The organism is Marinomonas spartinae, assembly GCF_900089775.1.
Lineage (GTDB): Bacteria > Pseudomonadota > Gammaproteobacteria > Pseudomonadales > Marinomonadaceae > Marinomonas > Marinomonas spartinae.
In genome coordinates, this window is record NZ_FLOB01000008.1 from 164094 (window position 1) to 182501 (window position 18408).

Below are 18408 nucleotides of genomic sequence, written 5' to 3' on the forward strand. Positions count from 1 at the left end.
AGTGCCATATTCCTACCAAACTTTTGGTAATTCTTCCCATTTGGTTGTATAAGCAGGCGATAGATGATTGCGCTTCATGGCCCATTGTGGTGATACACCTTGTGATGCAAAGAAGACGCTACCATGACCACTGTGGTTGATGCGGTCCACCACCTTCATCAACGCCTGTGAATTGGTTTTCATACTGTTCGTTCGAAACAAATCTTGTTGATAAACTCCATACTCATAGAAATCCGCCAGCATCACGCCGCCTTTCATATAACGAAATCCGTCACGCCATAGGCGACAAAACAACACCTCGGTGACATCCAGTAAGTCCCGCGTATCGTCTGTGGGGTTGGGGAGCTCAACAGACAAAGCATTCCCATAGCGTCCACCTTGAGCATGCGGACTGGTGCGGATGAACACATTCACGACTCGACAAAGACGCTTTTCTCTGCGCAGTTTCTCCGCAGCACGAGTCGTATATTTAGCGATGGCCTCCCGTAATTCCTGTTTTTCCGTAATACGATGACCAAATGATCGACTACAAATAATCTGCTGCTTTGTTGGTCGCACCAACTCAAGATCAAGACAAGACACTCCGTTCAACTCTTGCACCGTCCTCTCCAACACCACGGAAAACTCGCTTCGAATGACCCTAGGGTTAGCATTCGCCAAATCCAATGCCGTGCGAATTCCCCTAGCACGCAACCGCTCGGTGATTCGACGACCTACGCCCCACACATCACTCACATCAACCAACGACAATAGACGCTTTTGACGCTCAGGATTCATCAAATCCACCACGGCCCCTGTTGCTGGGTAGCGCTTCGCTGCCTCATTCGCCAGCTTGGCCAGCGTCTTGGTTGGCGCAATCCCCACTCCTACCGTAATCCCCGTCCACTTATCTACTTTTGCTTTTAACTGCTTACCAAACGTCAGTAAATCCATGACATATTCGATACCCGTTAGATCTAAGAACGCCTCATCGATGGAGTACACCTCAAGCCGTGGAGCCTCTTCCTCTAAGATTGTCATCACTCTATTCGACAAATCTGCGTATAGGGCATAATTCGACGAAAAACACACAATGCCGTACTGCCTTATCATCGCCTGAGCCTGAAACAGCGGCATTCCCATTTTCACCCCCAAAGCCTTAGCTTCTTTGGAACGCGCCACAATGCAGCCATCGTTATTCGACAGCACAACAACAGGTGTGTATTTTAAATCTGGACGGAACAATTTCTCACAACTGGCGTAGAAGTTATTGCAATCAACCAGTGCAAAGGCTGCCTTATTAGCCCCGTGCATACTTACGCACCACCCCAGTTACCACGCCGAATATTTCCAGTTCCGATTCTTCGGTAATATGAATAGCTTTATAAGCCTTGTTTTTCGGACGCAACAGCACATTGGGGTTTAACTCCAACGTTTTCACTGTCATCTCTCCATGAAGGCAAGCAATCACAATATCCCCGTGACGCGCCGTTAGCGAACGGTCGACCACCAACACGTCCCCCGAGTGAATACCTGCCTCAATCATCGAGTCTCCCTGAACACGCACAAAAAACGTCGCCATCGGGCGGGGGATGCATAATTCATTAAGATCAAGCGTCTTCTCAATAAAGTCCTGAGCGGGCGACGGAAAACCTGCCGATACAGACTCAACATAAAGAGGGATCTGGATACGATGATCAGCAATAAAGGAAGCAGAGCTTGAAGATCCAAGATAAGTCACGCGCATAGTTAACACCAAATACTGTATATATATACAGTATAGTTTCAAACAATACCCATGACCAAGTGATTTTTTGTAATAAATGGAATTTAGAGATAGCCAATCCCCCTTACCGCGCCACTAATTAAAGTCCATCTCTGCTGCTGTTGGGTTAAAAATAGCGTTCTCTACAATGATTTGTTCCAAACGGCGAGTGGCTTCGTTCGCTTTTGGTGACACAAACAACGACACTTCCATATCTGGCAAAGCGGGCAAGTCACGATAAATCACTAAGTCATCATCTAACGTTTGATAAGGTACAATGGCAACCCCCACTCCTGCTCGAACGGCTGCCAACACACCCGATCGACTTTGACTGGTAAAAGCAATGCGATAGGGAATGCCGGCAGCATCTAATGATTGGCATGCATACTGGCGATGTTGGCACCCCTCTGAAAACACCACCAAAGGTAAAACAGCTTGCATGTGGACAAAATGCCCTTTAGCACCGACCCACACCAATTCATCGCGGCGCAAACGAACCCCACCTTTCGTATCCGCTAACATTTCCACCAAAGCAATATCCAACTTGCCTTTATTAAGCAGTTCCACCAAATAATCGGGGCGATAATCGCAGAACGCCTCTAGTTGAGCTTCCGGATAGCTCAATATGAAGTCTTGCAAAATCGGCGCAAGCGTTCGACTGGTGTATTGGTCATGAGTACCAAGACGCACTACCCCATCAATGTCCATATTTTGAAAGGAGCCGACTATTTGATCATGCAGATTAAGCAGCTGCTGAGCGTGGTTTTTTAACTGAATCCCTACCGCAGTCAAACGCACGCCATGCTGTCCCCGCACCATCAACGGATTAGCAATCAAATCTTCGAGACGGTTGAGCTGCATGCTCACTGTTGAGGGCGCTTTATGCAGTTGTTTGGCGGCCTCCGTCAGGTTCAGAGTGTCCGCTACAACCATAAATGTGCGCAGTAAATTAATCGGTAAATCACGCATATTTTAGTTTTCAATATTGTTGAACGTAGAGTTTAATATTTATCGATTTACCGAACAAACGCAAGTCCCTAATATGGCGACATTCATTGAGTGTTTTTTATACATCAATCTCATTCGTCACTCTTGCAAGGAGAATTGCAATGCGCCTCGCAGTCACCTTTGGTTTTAATCAGGCTATCAGCCACGGATTTGGTATGTTTTTATTTGCAGCCTTAGTGCCAATGATGCAGCAGACGCTTGATATCAATAGTTGGTATCTTGCGTTAGCAGGTGCACTCACGCAAATTGCGTATCTGTGTGGTGCCATGTTATTAGGCGTGATAGGCCATCGCTTAGATTCAGGTCGTACTTTACTTGTTACGGGCTCACTAACCTCTTCTTTGCTGTTTATCATGGGATGGCTAGATAACCCCGTCATCATGATTTGTTTACTGGCCATTATGGCCATCAGCGCCGCGATGAGCTGGGGTTCCATTGTAGAATTGGTAACACGACATGGACGCGCTGATCGCACAGCAACGAACCTTTCTATCGCCTCCAGTGGTACCGCGTGGGGTTACAGTGTCAACGGTCTGATTATTTTGTTAATCGCACCATTGCTTGGCTGGCGCAGCAGTTGGATGGCAGCGGCAGTGTTGGGTATGCTGGTTGTTTTCACCACTTTCACGCTGCTGAAAAGCATGCGCAACCAAGCACAAAGCCAAGATATTGATGTTAACTTTGCCGTAGCAATGGGCACAAAACAACTATTTAAAACCGTTCTTCGCGAACGAACAGCATTTCTATCATGCTTTATGCTCTTGTTGGTTGGCGCCTCTACCATAACATTCACCACTTGGCTAAACACCTACTTAGCAGAACTGTCCTTACCGTCTGCTTTAGGCGGGTATACTTGGGGTATGATTGGTTTGACTGGTATGATCGCAGGCTTCTTTGTGGGCAAATTGGCTGACAAAAAAGGCCACGGCGTAGCACTCTTAAGCATCTTTGGAGTCTTTGCCTTAAGCTTGGTGGCGTTTTCTTTTCACCCTGCAAAATTCGTAATGCTCGCAGGGTTTGGCTACGGCATGATGTACTTCCCTATTTGGGGCATTGTCGCAGGCTGGGTGAACAAACAATACTCATCGAAAGCCACCATGCAAATCAATGGCATTGGTATGGTTACCTTTGGTCTCGGCGGTACCTTAGGCAACTTATTAGCGGGTATGATCCATGAGGCGACCGGCAGCTTACAAAATGTTTACTGGTTAATTAGCGCCCTTGGGATTGCACTGTTTATCTTAGCTATGTACATCTACCAAAGTGAGCGTCAAACAAAAACCTCCATGGTGGGGGACATCTCGCCAACGGCCTAACCTCGCATCATCCAACGAGTTGGCCTCAAGCTATAAAAAAGCAGAAGGCATCACGCTAAAGTATGCGGCTTTGCTCTCATACTTTAGCGTTTTTCACATCGGGCCTCGCAAAGCAAATTGCTTGGGCCAATCTCGGTGATTAAACACTTGTCCGTGTTGGCGAATGCTGGCGATTTCAGCCAAATCTAGGGTAGCAAATACCCAACCAGCATCAGCATTACCCCCTTGCACCAAAATCCCATTATCTGGAAAGCCATAATCGACTGGCGTATAGACGCTTGCTCGTCCCATATTCACATCCACCGCTTCTGACCAAGACGCATTGCCAATGGTAGGCGACTGTACCACATAACATTGATTCTCCAAGGCGCGCGCTTGGCAACCAATGCGCACCCGATGAAAACCCGCTTGCGTATCCGTACAGCTTGGCACCAACAATAAGTCAGCTCCCGCCGCCACTTGCTGTCTGGCAATCATGGGAAATTCTGAGTCATAGCAAATATGAATACCTAAGCGCCCTAAGTCCGTATCAATCACCTTAATCTGATCACCACTACTAATATGCCATTGCTCGTTTTCAAAGCGTGTCATCATCAGCTTATCTTGGAAATCGATTAACCCCTCAGGGCCAAACAAATTGGCGCGATTAACAAAACAGTTACCGCCTTGCAGAGTTGGAAAGGAACTGGCGAGAATCATCACATTATGACATTTGGCCAGTGCCGCATGCAGATCGAGCCACTTAGGAAGCAGCGTTTGCATAGCGTGAATCTGGCGCTGCAAATCACTGCAAACCTCCTCGCCAAATAAAGACGCCAGCTCCATACTGCCATATTCGGGAAAAACCAATAACTCTGCTCCCTGTTGCGTCGCCTCCGCGACCCAATTGGTGAGCTTATTAGCAAAGTCTTCCCATGCAGAAAAAAAGCCTATGTCGTATTGTGCTGCTGCCAGTTTAAATGCACTCATCGCTTAAAAGTACTCATAAAGAGATTTCATCCAAAATATCATAGGCTTACGGGTTTCTTCATGGTCGCCCCTATCTTTCCAGCTAAAATAGGTCATCAATTCTGGCCGTTTCTCATAACCACGATGCTGCCAAAAAGTATCCAACGGTTGATAATCCGCAGGACGAGCGGGATGATCCTCAGGACGCTGCACGCCGCAAAAGCACGAGTATTTGATCCCCGCAAGGGCTTTTCCATGCGTTTCCCGGTGTTCAAAGAACGCCACCCCCGCCCCTTGTCCTCGATATTCAGACAACAAGACAGATTCACCACAATAGAAAATCTCGTCAATATTAAAGCCAGCGTCGACAAAAGGCTGTTTTACTTCTGCTGTCTCATGTCTAAGCGGCACACCTGTTGACGCCCCCACTACTTTATCGCTATCAAAGGCCAGCACAATGACACTGTTTGGTGCGTCAATATAGGTCTTTAGATAACGCGCTTCGTAAGCCAAATCCCCATCATAAAGATAAGGAAAATCCCGAAACACACGCATTCGCAGCTCAGCAAGTTGAGAAATGTATTGAGTCAATTGCGAGCCCGAGAGAGATTGAAAAGTCAGCATAATGTTATTCCGCCTAGCTTAAGCAGAGACCTGGGCAATCCAGTCTTCAAGATTATAGTAGTTGGTCACACGGGCTACTTTTCCATCGCGGATATCAAAGAAAGCTCCGGCTGGCAGTTTGTAGGTCTGGCCGTTTGCGTCTGGCAACCCGCCATCGGTCCCTAAGTACTCACCCAGCACAGTAAACTCCACCGCCGCACGGTCACCCGCTGGATTCGACATCACCACAATATCGACAATGGTTTCTTTGTAATTGCGATTCATACGCGCCATAAAGGCGGCAAACCTGTCTTTGCCCACTTCACGATTCCCTTGATTAATGTCATGGACCACATCGTCCGTTAGTAACGACAAAAAGGTATCCATATCTTGGGCGTTAAATGCGTCGTAATATTGTTGCAATAATTCAACCGTGGCTTGACTCATGGGCAAGACTCCAAACAAAGAAAAATCAAAGCCCGAATGGTAATAATTTAACTTTGCACGAGAAAGGCTTTTTTAACACGAGTGGCCTAATCAGACAAAAAACTGTCGAGGCTTGAACAAGTTATAAAAAAATCGAACCCATTTCTGAGTTCGATTTTTTTATAGAGCCAACAAACAGTTTTATTTTTTCAACTTCCAAGCCACTGGTTTTCCAGCAAAGAAAGGCACTATAGGCTCGCCATTCGGCAGAGTAATACTATTTGGCACTTCCCATGGCTCGCGAATCAAGGTAACCGTTTGCGTGTTGCGAGGCAGTCCATAAAAATCCGCGCCGTGCAAACTGGCAAAACCTTCTAGCTTATCTAACGCGTCCAGCTCATCAAACACTTGCGCATACAGCTCAAGGGCGGACCAAGCACTGTAGCAACCCGCACAGCCACAGTCGGATTCTTTGCGATGTTTAGCATGGGGCGCCGAATCGGTGCCTAAAAAGAATTTCGGCGAGCCGGATTGGACAGCTGCACGCAAAGCCTCTTGGTGAGTACTGCGTTTGAGCACTGGCAAGCAATAGTTATGGGGACGAATACCACCATCCAACATATCATTGCGATTCAACAATAAATGCTGTGGTGTAATAGTGGCCGCCACACCTTCGCGGGCATTAAGCACAAAATCAGCGGCATCTTTTGTGGTGATGTGCTCAAATACCACTTTTAAATGTGGCACCCGCTCAACAATATTCACCATATGCTGATCGATAAAGGCTTTTTCACGATCAAAAATATCAATGTGTTTTTGTGTCACTTCACCATGAATCAACAACAACATGTCATTGTCTGCTAGCGCCTCAAACACAGGGTAAAGCGACTCAAGGGAATTCACGCCAGAATCGGAATTGGTTGTCGCCCCCGCCGGATACATTTTTGCAGCAAGAACCCCCGCTTTTTTCGCCTCTTGAATATCTTGAACGCTGGTTTTATCTGTCAAATAGATCGTCATCAGAGGCGTAAAAGAACTCCCCTCAGGTCGAGCAGCCATAATGCGCTCTTTATAACTCAATGCTAATTCAGCATTGATCACTGGCGGAACAAGGTTAGGCATAACGACGGCTCTGGCAAAGCAGCGTGCGGTGGCAGGCACCGTTTCGAGCAACATATCCTCGTCACGAAAATGTAAGTGCCAATCATCCGGTTTAATAATAGTAATTTCGTTCATTACAGGCCTTATGTGGTAAAGAAGGGAAAGCCTTTGCATATTAACAGCCGTTTGGATTTTAGCAGAATAAAAACAAAGTCGCAGCGCCCATCTATCGGTTAGGACTGTTCCTTCCACATCACGGACACAAAAAAAACCGAACAAATTGCTCTGCTCGGCTTTTTGATGTCTTCTCAAAACTTATCGTGTATCGAAAACAATAAGCTGATCGGAATGATTAGCTGTCTTTACGTGGCGCTCTTGGGCGACGATCACCGCGATTGTTATCACGATCACGACCACCAGGAGCACGACGGCGTTCACCAGATGCATTAGAAGGACGGCGATCACCAGAAGGACGCTTACGAGCAGAAGGAGCCGCTGCACGCTTGTTCAACGCATCCGCATCTTCTAGCTTGGCAATATCAGATCGCTGACCACAGATACGCGTCTTACCCAACTTACCTAGGGCTTCACCTGTCAAATTAGAAGGCAAATCCACTGTTGCAAAGTCTTCATAAATCTCGATATGGCCAATGTAACGACTTTCAATATCCGCTTCATTGGCAATGGCACCGACGATATTACCAGGCTTAACACCATCACTGTAACCCACTTGAACCACGTAACGTGTCATCGCCGTATCTGGATCATCTTTTAACGGCATCGCTTCCGCTGTCACTGGACGCTGTTTACGAGGAGCACGTTCTGGACGGTCGCCACGCGAGCCACGATCTGAGCGGTCACCACGATCCGAACGTTCACGACGCTCTTGACGTACTTCCATTTCAGACAATAACAACGAGGTTTTACCTTGAGCCATATGAGCCAACGCCGCCGCCATTTTTAATGGATCCACTTCGTTTTCTTTTTGGTACTCTTGAACAAGCTCTAAGAAGAAATCAAGATCTTCGTTGTCCATGGTCTCAGTGATGCGCTGTTTAAAGCGGCTAACACGCTGCTGATTAATGTCAGAAGCAGTAGGCAACTGCATCTTTTCAATGGGTTGGCGAGTCGCACGCTCAATCGCTTGCAACATACGACGCTCACGGTTAGCAACGAACAAAATCGCGGTACCTGAACGACCAGCACGGCCAGTACGACCAATACGGTGAACATAAGATTCTGTATCGTATGGAATGTCGTAGTTTACTACGTGACTAACACGCTCTACGTCCAAACCACGCGCTACCACGTCTGTAGCAACAAGAATATCGATCTGACCATTTTTGATGCGGTCAACCGTACGTTCACGCAAATTCTGGCTAATGTCACCGTTAAGGGCTTCACAAGCATGACCGCGAGCCGTTAGCTTTTCAGCTAACTCAACCGTTGCCGCTTTGGTACGAACAAAGATGATCATGCCATCGTGTTCGTTCATTTCAAGAATACGGGTCAAAGCGTCCAGTTTGTGCAGGCCGCTCACTTGCCAGTATTTTTGCGTAATCGTCATAGCAGTTGATGTTTTCGTTACGATTTTTACTTCTTTTGGATTATTCAAATGGCGGTTTGCCACTTGGCGAATCACAGAAGGCATGGTCGCAGAAAACAGTGCGATTTGGCGCGTAGGCGGTGTTTGCTCTAGGATCCATTCGACATCGTCGATGAAGCCCATGCGCAACATTTCGTCTGCTTCATCCAAAACCAACGCTTTAAGCGTATCCAGTTTTAGGGTTTTGCGACGAATATGGTCCATAACACGACCAGGCGTACCCACAACGACTTGCACGCCACGTCTTAGCTGGCGGAGTTGAGTGTCGTATGACATGCCGCCGTAAATGGGCAAAACATGAAAATCTGGAATATTACGGGCATAACTTTGAAATGCTTCAGAAACCTGAATAGCAAGTTCACGAGTTGGAGCCAATACAAGTAGTTGTGTCGTTTTATCTGTAACATCAATGCGAGACAGCAGCGGAAGCGCAAACGCCGCCGTCTTACCAGTACCCGTCTGCGCTTGCCCAAGAAGATCGCGACCTTCTAATAGATATGGAATACTTTGCGCTTGGATAGCTGAGGGTTGCTCATAACCGAGATCGGCAACCGCTTTAAGAACAGGGGCTATTAGACCCAACGAATCAAATGTAGGCTGAATATCAGCGTCAGACATGTAAATGTGTACCTTTTTTTGGTGGGAGTAAGGCGTGCAATCATTTTACATGCCTTAACAAAATTCTCTGGAATTTTCTGAGGAAAACCTAGTGGACTATTATAGCTAAATAATTAAAATTTAGCTAGGGGGCTTTTATCAAAGCCGATAACTTAATGTTTTTTTATTTGTTTCTATGCCAAAAAACTATTTAAAGGAGACCTTTGCAAGATGTCACGAGCGACGCCAAGACGCGGCAAAAACAGACGAGAAAGCGGAGTTTATAGTTATAAATGAGCATTTGGAGTCTGTTTTTTAACAAAGTATTGGCAAAGGCAGTAGTCGTGCAAAAGCCTCTAAAGGGGTGTTTGACGATAAAACAAACATAATAAGCGATAGACCTCCGGCATAGTATGAATCATCGCCTCCGGCGCCTCAAAGAAGGTTTCACTACATACTGCAAAAAATTCCGCTGGACTGGTCAATGCGTATACATCAATAGGTAAAGCTACGTGGTGCTCTACATTTCGTTCTAAACGCCCCCAAGCTGACATAAACACATCATGCCACTCTCCTGCGTCCATTCCGGGATGCATCGGCGGTGCCCCATTGGCCCCATCGCGCAGCATGTCTAATTTATGGGCAAACTCATGAATCACCACATTGCTCGCTTTGCCATGACGCGCTTGAGGGCCAGACTCTAAAATCGATTGCCATGACAAAATAACTGGCCCACGTAGCCAAGCTTCGCCGCTTAATCCTGAGCCTCTTTCATGCACAACACCATCTGCTGTTCGATAGGTTCGTGGCGGAAGAAAGTCCCCTTCATAAACCACAATGCTGTGCACATGATCGTACCAATTCAGTCCCAAATGTAAAATTGGCACACAGGCCATGGTGGCCAGTTTCATATAAACAGATTCAGTAAGCTCGAAGTCGCCGCCTGCCGAAAAGCTTTTACGAACCAAAAAGCGAAAGGTTAATGCTCTTAGCGCAGCTCGCTCTTCCCCTTGAAAGCGCGCCGCCACTGGCCAATCGGCAATGGAAGCCTCCCACATTTCTGAGGTAAAGCCAGCTTCTTTAATTCGTCTACTTTCTAACCACTCACGAACATGCTCGAACATAGTGCCACTCACTTATAGGTATTATCGCCAGCCGACATGCGAACGCCTTTTCATTGAAAACAACCCCATAGCGCACGCTGAAAAGCACATTATTAATCAAAAAACACAGGCGCCCAATGGGCAATCTGTGTTTTAACATGACTTTTCTACTCAATGACAAACAATGTTAGACAAAGAGCGATTGTTTTTATAGAAATGGACGAACTCTATAGACCTAAGAAAAGACAAAGACTTAAGAGTAAAGTTTAAGAAGCCCAAACTTGATCAGCCACTTGGTTGAGTAGACGAATTTTATTCCATTGATCATCAATAGTTAGCTTATTACCCTCAGCGGTCGAGGCAAAACCACACTGGGGACTAATACATAAATTATCTAAAGGAACATAGTCCGATGCTTCTTTAATACGAGCTTTAATCAACTCGGAATCTTCAAGCTCAGGAAATTTAGAGGTCACTAAGCCCAGCACAATACGCGCCTCTTTTCCTTCGCAATAACGCAATGGAGCAAAGTCCCCTGCTCGGTCATTATCATACTCAAGGAAAAAACCATCGTAGTGGGTCGCAAACAAGGCCTTAGCGACCGGCTCATAACCACCGGAGAACAACCAAGAAGACGCATGATTACCACGACAAATATGGGTTGTGATCACCAGGTCATCCGGTTTGTCTGCTAAGGATTGATTAATAATTTGCGTACAAATATCACTGATTTTATCGGGATCAATGCCGCGTGCTACCAAGCCATCACGCTTATCTGCATCTACAAGAAACGCCCAGTTTGTATCGTCAAACTGCAAATAGCGACAGCCGTGGGCATAATAGGCCTGAATCGCATCACGATAGGTTTGCGCTAAGTCGTGATAAAACCCATCCACATCGGCATAAATCTCATCTAAACGAGACGAACCATCATTAGCCAAGATTTCTTGACGTAAGATCATCGTGGGACTTGGAATCGTCGCCTTGGCAACACTCCCATCACCCGTTTCAGCAGCCTTTTTAAGAAAGTCAAAATGCGCTAAGAAGGGGTGGTTAGGATTAAATGAGACTTTGCCAGACACACGAATATTATAAGAAGGTGCATCTTTTCCTTTAAACTGCTGATTGTAGCCTGCCTCGGGTACATAGCCTTCCACACCATTAAGGTTTTCTAGGAAATCGATATGCCACCAACTACGACGAAATTCACCATCAGTAATCGCCTTTAACCCTGCCGCTTTTTGCTGCTCAACCAGCTCTAAAATGGCGCGATCTTCCACCGTGGTTAGTGCCATTCGATCAATAGCACCTTCTTTGAACTCAGCACGAGCTTGATGAAGATATTTAGGACGCAGATAGCTACCAACAACATCAGCGCGTAAAGGAAAACGAACATCCATGGAAAACACCTCTTTCAAATCATTTAAGTGACCACCATCGTAAAGACTCCACCCTCACACGTGAACCAAATTCTCTTCATAGAAAACCTGCATAAAATTCACTTTATTAGAAATGCTCGCTGTCACTCAACTGTGTCCATTAAAGACACCCTCCATAAAACGAACAAGAGTCTAACGCCGTTGGATTATGAGAAAACGTATACTTTTTACTATGCATTTTTTGAAAATCAAAAACCTAACCAATTGAATTTAAATAATTTTATTAAAAATTATTTTTTTGTTTTTTTATAATATTTTATTTTTCCCAAAAAAATTCATTTCAGTGTAAGAAATCCAAACCTCGTCTCGACTAAGGAATAGAACATCAATAATCACCTTCGTTTTATTAGAACAAAGAAGGTGAAAAACATTCAGAGTCCGAGGTGTGTTTGATAAACCATTTTTTACAAGAGATTAGTGCTGGTCACCACGCTTACTGGTTTTTGATAGTAGGCATTATTTTGTTGTCTTACTTACTAGAAGACCTTGCCATTGTTACCGCAGCCTCTTTAGCCGCCCAAGATCAGCTGCCTATATCATTAGCCATGGTAGCAATCGCATTTGGCATTATTACCGGAGATTTTGGACTGTACTATCTAGGTCTACTCACACGAAAAGTTCGCTGGCTACGTTATAAAACGCTAACGAATAAATATTTTAAAGTAGTACAAAATAGACTGAGTACAAACGCATTTTTAAATCTCTTCATAATCCGATTTACGCCAGGGTTACGGGCAATTGGTTTCACCTTAAGCGGTTTCTTTCTTATTCCATTGCCTATTTTTTTGAGCGCTGTGACCTTTGCTACCACACTTTGGACAGGCGTTGTATTTGGTGTTGTTTATTACTTAGGAACCCGAGCTTGGCTACAAGCAACACAATATCAATGGTTATTAATCCCCGTTGGTGTTGTGGCTTTATTAATGATTAATCGCATCATTCGTCGTTCTATTTCAAGAGAGTCATTATGAGTCCAACTATGAATGTTCAATCTATTCAAGAGAATAGAATTAATGCAGGGATGCCAAGCCTAGAGATGGATTCTCATCGCGTGGTATCGCCTTTTGAATTCTATCCAACTTGGTTTTTTTATACGCCGGTTGTTTTGCAAAGTTTGTGGTTAGGACTGCGCTATGGAGATTTACGCTTACCCTTGATCGCTAACCCTAGCATCAAACTGAGCGGCATGGTTGGCGAATCGAAACATGATATTTTGCAATTAGCAGGACCGGTTGCCAAACAGTGGATTTCTCCCTACGTCACCATAACTAAAACAGAGGAATCGATTGATAAGCAGATGCAGCAGGCATTGCAAGTATTAAGCATGCAAAAACTGACTTTCCCCCTAGTGGCCAAACCGGATGTAGGATGTCGCGGGGTAGGAGTTAAATTAGTCAATAATAATCAGCAATTAACAGAATACATTGAGTCTTTTCCAGACAAGGCCCGCTTTTTATTACAACAAAAAGCGCCTTACCAAGCGGAAGCCGGCGTTTTTTATGTTCGCTACCCTGGTGAAAAGACAGGAAAGATCATTTCCATGACATTGAAATACTCTCCAAGTGTTATAGGTGATGGTATTCATACGCTTAAAGAGCTCATTGAACGCTGCCCTCGTGCCGGACAATTAAGCCATCTTTATTTACCTCGCCACCAAGAAAAATTGGATTGGGTATTACCTGCCGGAGAAGAGTACCAATTGGCATTTGCTGGGAGTCATAGTCGCGGTTCCATTTTTAGAAATGGTAATCCATTTATTACCGATGCATTAAGCAAAAAGTTAGATGAGATCTTAAAAGACGTCAACGAGTATTACTACGGACGCCTTGATATCAAATTTCAAAACATAAACCTATTTATGCAAGGTAAAAGCTTTACCATTCTCGAAATAAATGGCGCCAGCAGCGAAGCAACACATATTTGGGATAGAACTACCAATCTAAAAGAGATCTTCTCAACACTTTTAGCTCAATATCGCATTTTATTTGAAATTGGTGCCAAGCAAAAAGCCAGAGGGTTTCGTCCTGACTCGATAATGTCGTTACTGACAGAATGGAAGAAAGAACGTGACTTAAGCAAACATTACCCTACAACAGATTAACCTTGTGCTTTGTGAGAGATTTATGCAAACGAACTTAATAACTTTATCACCTGTTCAAAACAGAATGCGCACTTCTATTATTGATGGTTGTATTGAAACCTTACAACAAGGGCAACAATTTCTATCATCGATCAGCAATAAAGAATACCAATTAGCGGCGCCGCCTTATGTAACCAGCTCGATTGGCAAACATTTTCGCCATTTATTGGATCTGTTTTATGCCATTTATAGCAAAAAAGACGTAATTGATTACAACCTACGTCGTCGTGACAGTGTGGTAGAGACATCTCGAATCGTCGCATTAGAAGAAATCGAGGCATTGATAGCATGGTTAGACAATCTAGACGAACATCAATTAGGCCGTAAAGTGTTGGTCTCCACTGAAGTCTGCTTGAACAGCACGCAAGTGTGCGTTGTGTCTTCTACCTTTGAGCGAGAACTGAGTTTTGTTGCACTGCATGCAACCCATCACTACGCGATGGCTAACGTCATTGTGCGTTCATTGAAGATCAACATAAGGGCGAACGACACATTTGGCTGCGCTCCAACAACCATATCCTATTTAAGAGGACAATAAATCATGTGCTCTGTGACCTGGCAATTAGAGGAAGAAGGCTACCAAGTCTTTTTTAATCGGGATGAACAAAAGCATCGGGCCTTAGGCCTACCACCTAGACAAATACGACTAGATGATGTCAGCGTGCTGATGCCCATTGATCCCGTCGGTCAGGGTAGCTGGATAAGTGTGAATGAACTCGGCTTAACCTTATGCTTGCTCAACAACTATCAAGGGTTATGCCCCAAAGGTACGTTGATTAGTCGCGGACAACTACTCAAGAGCCTCTCCTCGAAAACGAGCACAGTGGAAATTGAAAAGGCTTTTAACGCTATTGATCCAATGGCGTATGCCCCCTTCTTATTGGTTGCGTTTGATCCTGCCTTAACCAAACACAAAATGGACGTCATGGTGTTCGAATGGAATGGACAAGACACTGAGATCTACCCAAGGTCTGGGCCATTGTTTTCTTCCGGTGTGGATTTAGAGCGCGTGGTGGCACACCGGAAGAAAACCTATGAGGATTTTGTTGCAACGGGAAGACAGGGTTTCAGTCAACTGCATGCCAGTCACCATGATGAGCATTTACATACGTCATTTTGTATGCACAGAAACGATGCCCACACCGTGAGTTTTACACAGGTAGTTGTGACGCCAAATAGCCAAAAAATGAGCTATGTAGCTGGCTCGCCTTGCACACAATTAAATGAAAAAAACCTTATAAAACATAGCGTTTATTTACCATCGAAAAACGCAATGGCGTCCTAATAATTTTATTAATAAAGGGGTTCAATATGAAAAAGTATGTATTGGTTTTAATGATGCTGCTGAGCGGCTTTGTCTACGCTAAAGACCCTATTTATACCAGTTTCTTTAGCAACAAAGCGTTAGATGGCTACGATACCGTTGCCTATTTTACTGACCATAAAGCAGTCGAAGGCAGCAAACAATACACCACCAAATACAAAGGTGCGGATTGGTATTTCTCATCGGCTAAGCATTTAGCGATGTTTAAGAAGACCCCTGAGAAATACGCGCCACAATATGGCGGTTATTGTGCATGGGCGATTGCCGCTAAAAATGATTTCGCCTCCGCCGACCCTCATCAATGGGCCATTGTGGATAGCAAGCTGTATTTAAATTATGACTCAGAGGTTAAGGCAAAGTGGGATAAAAACCCAAAAGGCTTTATTAAAATGGGCGACCGCAATTGGCCTAGCCTGATCAATAAATAAGGGGGCATAAAATGAAAGCAAAATTGGTGAAATATATCCCTACTGTGTTGATTGCATTTATCTTTGTACAATCGCTGTTTTTTAAATTTTCTGGCTCTTATGAGACCCAGTATATTTTTTCCACCTTGGGAGCATGGTCTGGTTTCATTTGGTTTGCCCATTATGGTGCCTACCTTATAGGGACGTTTGAATTGATTGCGAGCATCCTGCTGTTTACCCGATGGCATGGCTTAGGCGCCTTGCTAAGCATGGGAATTATGACGGGGGCAATTTTCTTCCATCTGTTCACACCACTTGGAACCAAAATGCCAGAGTATGATGCCATGGGGAACGTTGTTGGCAATGATGGTGGAGAGCTCTTTATCCTAGCGTGTCTTGTCTGGCTGTCGAGTGGTTTTTTAGCCATTCGGGACACTCTTTCAGTGGATGGAATCCTAAACAAAATGCAGCACAGAAATAAGCGTGTTTTATAACAAGAAATCTTTAGGTTGAAAGGTGTGTCAGCTAGATTCCTAGCTGACACAGACCGATAACAATCAGCTCATGTCTGGCTCAAATAAACCACGTTTCATATAAAACTTGACCCAAACCGCAGCGATAAGGCTAATTACCAGCAATATCCCACCGGTAATGCTATAAACCAGTTTCGTCATTTCTGGGGAAGGAGAATTGTTTAAAGCAATATAAACCATAGCCACAATCCCAAGAATCTGAGGAATTGGGAAAAATGGTGTTTTATAAGGACGATGTAGATCAGGAAGACGACGACGCAACACCATGACATCAATGTGCGCAACAATGTAGGCCAATAACCAGCTCGTTGTCGCAGCAATAACAAGGGTGATTAGTGAGTTAATGGAAAGAGACAAAAATGGGATCGCAATTAATACTGCCATTAGCACAATGCCTACCCATGGCGCACCAAAACGGTTAGACGCTTTCAACTGTGGGAAAGCCTGCTTTTGATGAGCCATACCATGCAACATTCTAGGAATAGAAGCCAGAACCGTGTTCATCGTACTACAAGTAGCCGTTAGGGCCATAACAGTCGCAATGATCATTCCGCTTTTACCAAACACAGCATCCACGTAGTTCAAATATGGAATAGGCGCCGTCGTTAACGTTTCTACATTGACATACAAGCTTGCGCCATACACAAAGAGTAGAAATATAGTAAAGATGAAAAATAATGACCCATGCATTGCTCTTGGAATATTTTTGGATGGATTCTTGACTTCATTGATCATTGGACAGATAAACTCAACCCCAACCATTAGCCACATAGCCAGTGCGACAAAACCAATAAAACTGCCGTTTAGAACCCCACCAAAACTCCAATCAACATGAGTGCCTGATAGCACCGGATGTGGCTGGCTAATACCCATCGCCGCAGATAAACCAACCGCAATCAATGCAAAAACCAAAACAAAAGCCAGTAAGTTTTGTACCTTCGCAAAGATGTCAGCACCCACTAAATTCGTCACACATAGGACCACCAAAATAATCATAGGTACGACTTTAGGCGGAAATACTCCGGGGAAGACCTGATCTAATACACCATCGACTAGAAACATTTCAACTGGAACAGCCAAAAAAGCCACAACGACGTAACCTGCAAATACAGACACAATGGCAGGGAAATGACCAATCGCCTTTTGCGTGTAAGTTGCCAATGTTCCTTCCTGTGGAAACATAAGCGACAGTTCAGAGAAACTCATGGCATTAAACTGCGCAATAATCAATGCTGTGACCATTGCTGCAATAAATGACATTCCACCTAAACCAATCCCTTGTGTTGAAGAAATCATTGCTCCCTGAACAATCACAAGCCCAATACAAATTGCCATCATAGTTGGCAAGTTCATCTTCTTAATGGGTTTTATGTTACTTGTTGAGTCCACTTGCGTGTGTGCTGTGTCGCTCATCTTATTATTCCTATCTTTTTTTATTAGAAACGACCAAATCCTTATAGATTTGGACCGACAATGGGTAACGCATTAGAGATCAGATGCTCTCCAGCAATAACTACATTCGGGCTATTTAACAAAGACAAAACCAGACTGAATAATCCCGCTGGATAGTAGAACATCTTTCTTAGGATGGATTCCGAAAGTCTAGAACCAGTACGCTTGTCTATTTTTTTGGTCATTCTATATAGGAAGCAAAATATGAAAATGTCCCTTTAGTGACATTTTTCTTTTGGGATAGGCTGATCTTAGAAAATAAAAAAGCGCCTTAGAGGCTAAGACGCTTATAAACAAACATAATAATGGAAGACGGGATTTAGTTTGTCTCGATCACACTAAAGACGGCTATTGCCGTACACAAACGAACCATTTTCAACAGAGGCTTGAGGACCAGGAACCGCCTCTCCCGTTTGTGGTGAAACAGGAAAAATAGCATTGATCTGCCCTGTACCAGAGCTCCCAAAGTATGGCGTCACCACTTCTACTTTTTGATCATAATCCGACCAACCTAATGCCCCCAATAGCATGGCAGTATCATGCATAAACCCTTCACCGTGACCTTTTGCCGCGTATTCAGGCAGCATTTCACAGAATGTTTTCCACTCTGCGTTTTCCCACATTTCAACCACTCTGTGATCCAAAGTTTCTAAGAATGGAC

At 44.6% G+C, this 18408-nt stretch carries 19 protein-coding genes; 7 read left to right on the forward strand and 12 right to left on the reverse strand.

What is annotated here, in order from left to right:
• Positions 1-12 precede the first annotated feature (12 nt).
• From umuC to MSP8886_RS15885, 3 genes are all read right to left on the reverse strand, one after another.
• On the reverse strand, positions 13-1293 hold the full coding sequence (gene umuC, locus MSP8886_RS15875) for a translesion error-prone DNA polymerase V subunit UmuC (RefSeq protein ID WP_067018201.1): 1281 nt from the start codon (positions 1291-1293) through the stop codon (positions 13-15).
• Positions 1280-1726, reverse strand: coding sequence for a LexA family protein (locus MSP8886_RS15880; RefSeq protein WP_067018203.1), 447 nt, complete (start codon positions 1724-1726; stop codon positions 1280-1282). Before MSP8886_RS15880 ends, umuC begins: the two co-directional genes overlap by 14 nt.
• Before the next feature lie 114 nt (positions 1727-1840).
• Positions 1841-2713: a LysR substrate-binding domain-containing protein gene (locus tag MSP8886_RS15885; RefSeq protein WP_067018205.1), complete on the reverse strand. Its 873-nt coding sequence runs from the start codon at positions 2711-2713 to the stop codon at positions 1841-1843.
• 140 nt (positions 2714-2853) lie between these two features.
• Between MSP8886_RS15885 and MSP8886_RS15890 the strand changes: the two genes are divergently transcribed.
• Positions 2854-4068 carry an MFS transporter gene (locus MSP8886_RS15890; protein ID WP_067018207.1) on the forward strand — a complete coding sequence of 405 codons (1215 nt, stop codon included), beginning with the start codon at positions 2854-2856 and terminating at the stop codon, positions 4066-4068.
• A gap of 93 nt (positions 4069-4161) precedes the next feature.
• Here the strand turns inward: MSP8886_RS15890 and MSP8886_RS15895 are convergent, their stop codons facing one another.
• The 7 genes from MSP8886_RS15895 to MSP8886_RS15925 all read right to left on the reverse strand — a co-directional run bounded on the left by MSP8886_RS15895 (position 4162) and on the right by MSP8886_RS15925 (position 11852).
• Complete coding sequence (locus MSP8886_RS15895; RefSeq protein WP_067018209.1) at positions 4162-5037, reverse strand: carbon-nitrogen hydrolase family protein; 876 nt, start codon at positions 5035-5037, stop codon at positions 4162-4164.
• 3 nt (positions 5038-5040) lie between these two features.
• Positions 5041-5640, reverse strand: a complete 600-nt coding sequence (locus MSP8886_RS15900; protein WP_067018211.1) for a GNAT family N-acetyltransferase — start codon at positions 5638-5640, stop codon at positions 5041-5043.
• An 18-nt stretch (positions 5641-5658) separates the two neighbouring features.
• A complete protein-coding gene (locus MSP8886_RS15905) occupies positions 5659-6066 on the reverse strand; it encodes a ketosteroid isomerase-related protein (protein WP_067018213.1) in 408 nt (135 codons plus the stop codon).
• Positions 6067-6246: 180 nt separating this feature from the next.
• Positions 6247-7281: a dihydroorotase gene (pyrC, locus tag MSP8886_RS15910; RefSeq protein ID WP_067018215.1), complete on the reverse strand. Its 1035-nt coding sequence runs from the start codon at positions 7279-7281 to the stop codon at positions 6247-6249.
• 217 nt (positions 7282-7498) lie between these two features.
• Positions 7499-9370 (reverse strand): DEAD/DEAH box helicase, encoded by a 1872-nt coding sequence (locus MSP8886_RS15915; RefSeq protein ID WP_067018217.1) that lies wholly within the window; start codon positions 9368-9370, stop codon positions 7499-7501.
• 335 nt (positions 9371-9705) lie between these two features.
• Positions 9706-10473, reverse strand: coding sequence for a M90 family metallopeptidase (locus tag MSP8886_RS15920; RefSeq protein WP_067018219.1), 768 nt, complete (start codon positions 10471-10473; stop codon positions 9706-9708).
• A gap of 245 nt (positions 10474-10718) precedes the next feature.
• Positions 10719-11852: a 5-methyltetrahydropteroyltriglutamate--homocysteine S-methyltransferase gene (locus MSP8886_RS15925; protein ID WP_067018221.1), complete on the reverse strand. Its 1134-nt coding sequence runs from the start codon at positions 11850-11852 to the stop codon at positions 10719-10721.
• Positions 11853-12280: 428 nt separating this feature from the next.
• On the opposite strand from MSP8886_RS15925, the gene MSP8886_RS15930 reads away from it, so the two are divergent.
• Genes MSP8886_RS15930 through MSP8886_RS15955 form a run of 6 tightly spaced genes read left to right on the forward strand, consistent with a single transcriptional unit; the run spans position 12281 to position 16256 of the window.
• Positions 12281-12862 carry a DedA family protein gene (locus MSP8886_RS15930; RefSeq protein ID WP_217491138.1) on the forward strand — a complete coding sequence of 194 codons (582 nt, stop codon included), beginning with the start codon at positions 12281-12283 and terminating at the stop codon, positions 12860-12862.
• A complete protein-coding gene (locus MSP8886_RS15935) occupies positions 12859-13992 on the forward strand; it encodes an ATP-grasp domain-containing protein (protein WP_067018225.1) in 1134 nt (377 codons plus the stop codon). Before MSP8886_RS15930 ends, MSP8886_RS15935 begins: the two co-directional genes overlap by 4 nt.
• A gap of 22 nt (positions 13993-14014) precedes the next feature.
• The gene (locus tag MSP8886_RS15940) at positions 14015-14569 is read left to right on the forward strand and encodes a DinB family protein (protein WP_067018227.1); all 555 of its coding nucleotides are present in this window, start codon (positions 14015-14017) and stop codon (positions 14567-14569) included.
• Between the two features lie 3 nt (positions 14570-14572).
• The gene (locus tag MSP8886_RS15945; protein WP_067018229.1) at positions 14573-15316 is read left to right on the forward strand and encodes an NRDE family protein; all 744 of its coding nucleotides are present in this window, start codon (positions 14573-14575) and stop codon (positions 15314-15316) included.
• A 26-nt stretch (positions 15317-15342) separates the two neighbouring features.
• Positions 15343-15783, forward strand: coding sequence for a YHS domain-containing (seleno)protein (locus MSP8886_RS15950; protein WP_067018230.1), 441 nt, complete (start codon positions 15343-15345; stop codon positions 15781-15783).
• 11 nt (positions 15784-15794) lie between these two features.
• Positions 15795-16256: a hypothetical protein gene (locus MSP8886_RS15955; protein WP_067018233.1), complete on the forward strand. Its 462-nt coding sequence runs from the start codon at positions 15795-15797 to the stop codon at positions 16254-16256.
• 63 nt (positions 16257-16319) lie between these two features.
• Here MSP8886_RS15955 and MSP8886_RS15960 read toward each other — a convergent pair whose 3' ends face one another.
• Positions 16320-17708: an APC family permease gene (locus MSP8886_RS15960; RefSeq protein WP_067018235.1), complete on the reverse strand. Its 1389-nt coding sequence runs from the start codon at positions 17706-17708 to the stop codon at positions 16320-16322.
• A 377-nt stretch (positions 17709-18085) separates the two neighbouring features.
• A partial coding sequence (locus MSP8886_RS15965; RefSeq protein ID WP_503101112.1) for a DODA-type extradiol aromatic ring-opening family dioxygenase occupies positions 18086-18408 on the reverse strand: 323 nt, incomplete at its 5' end.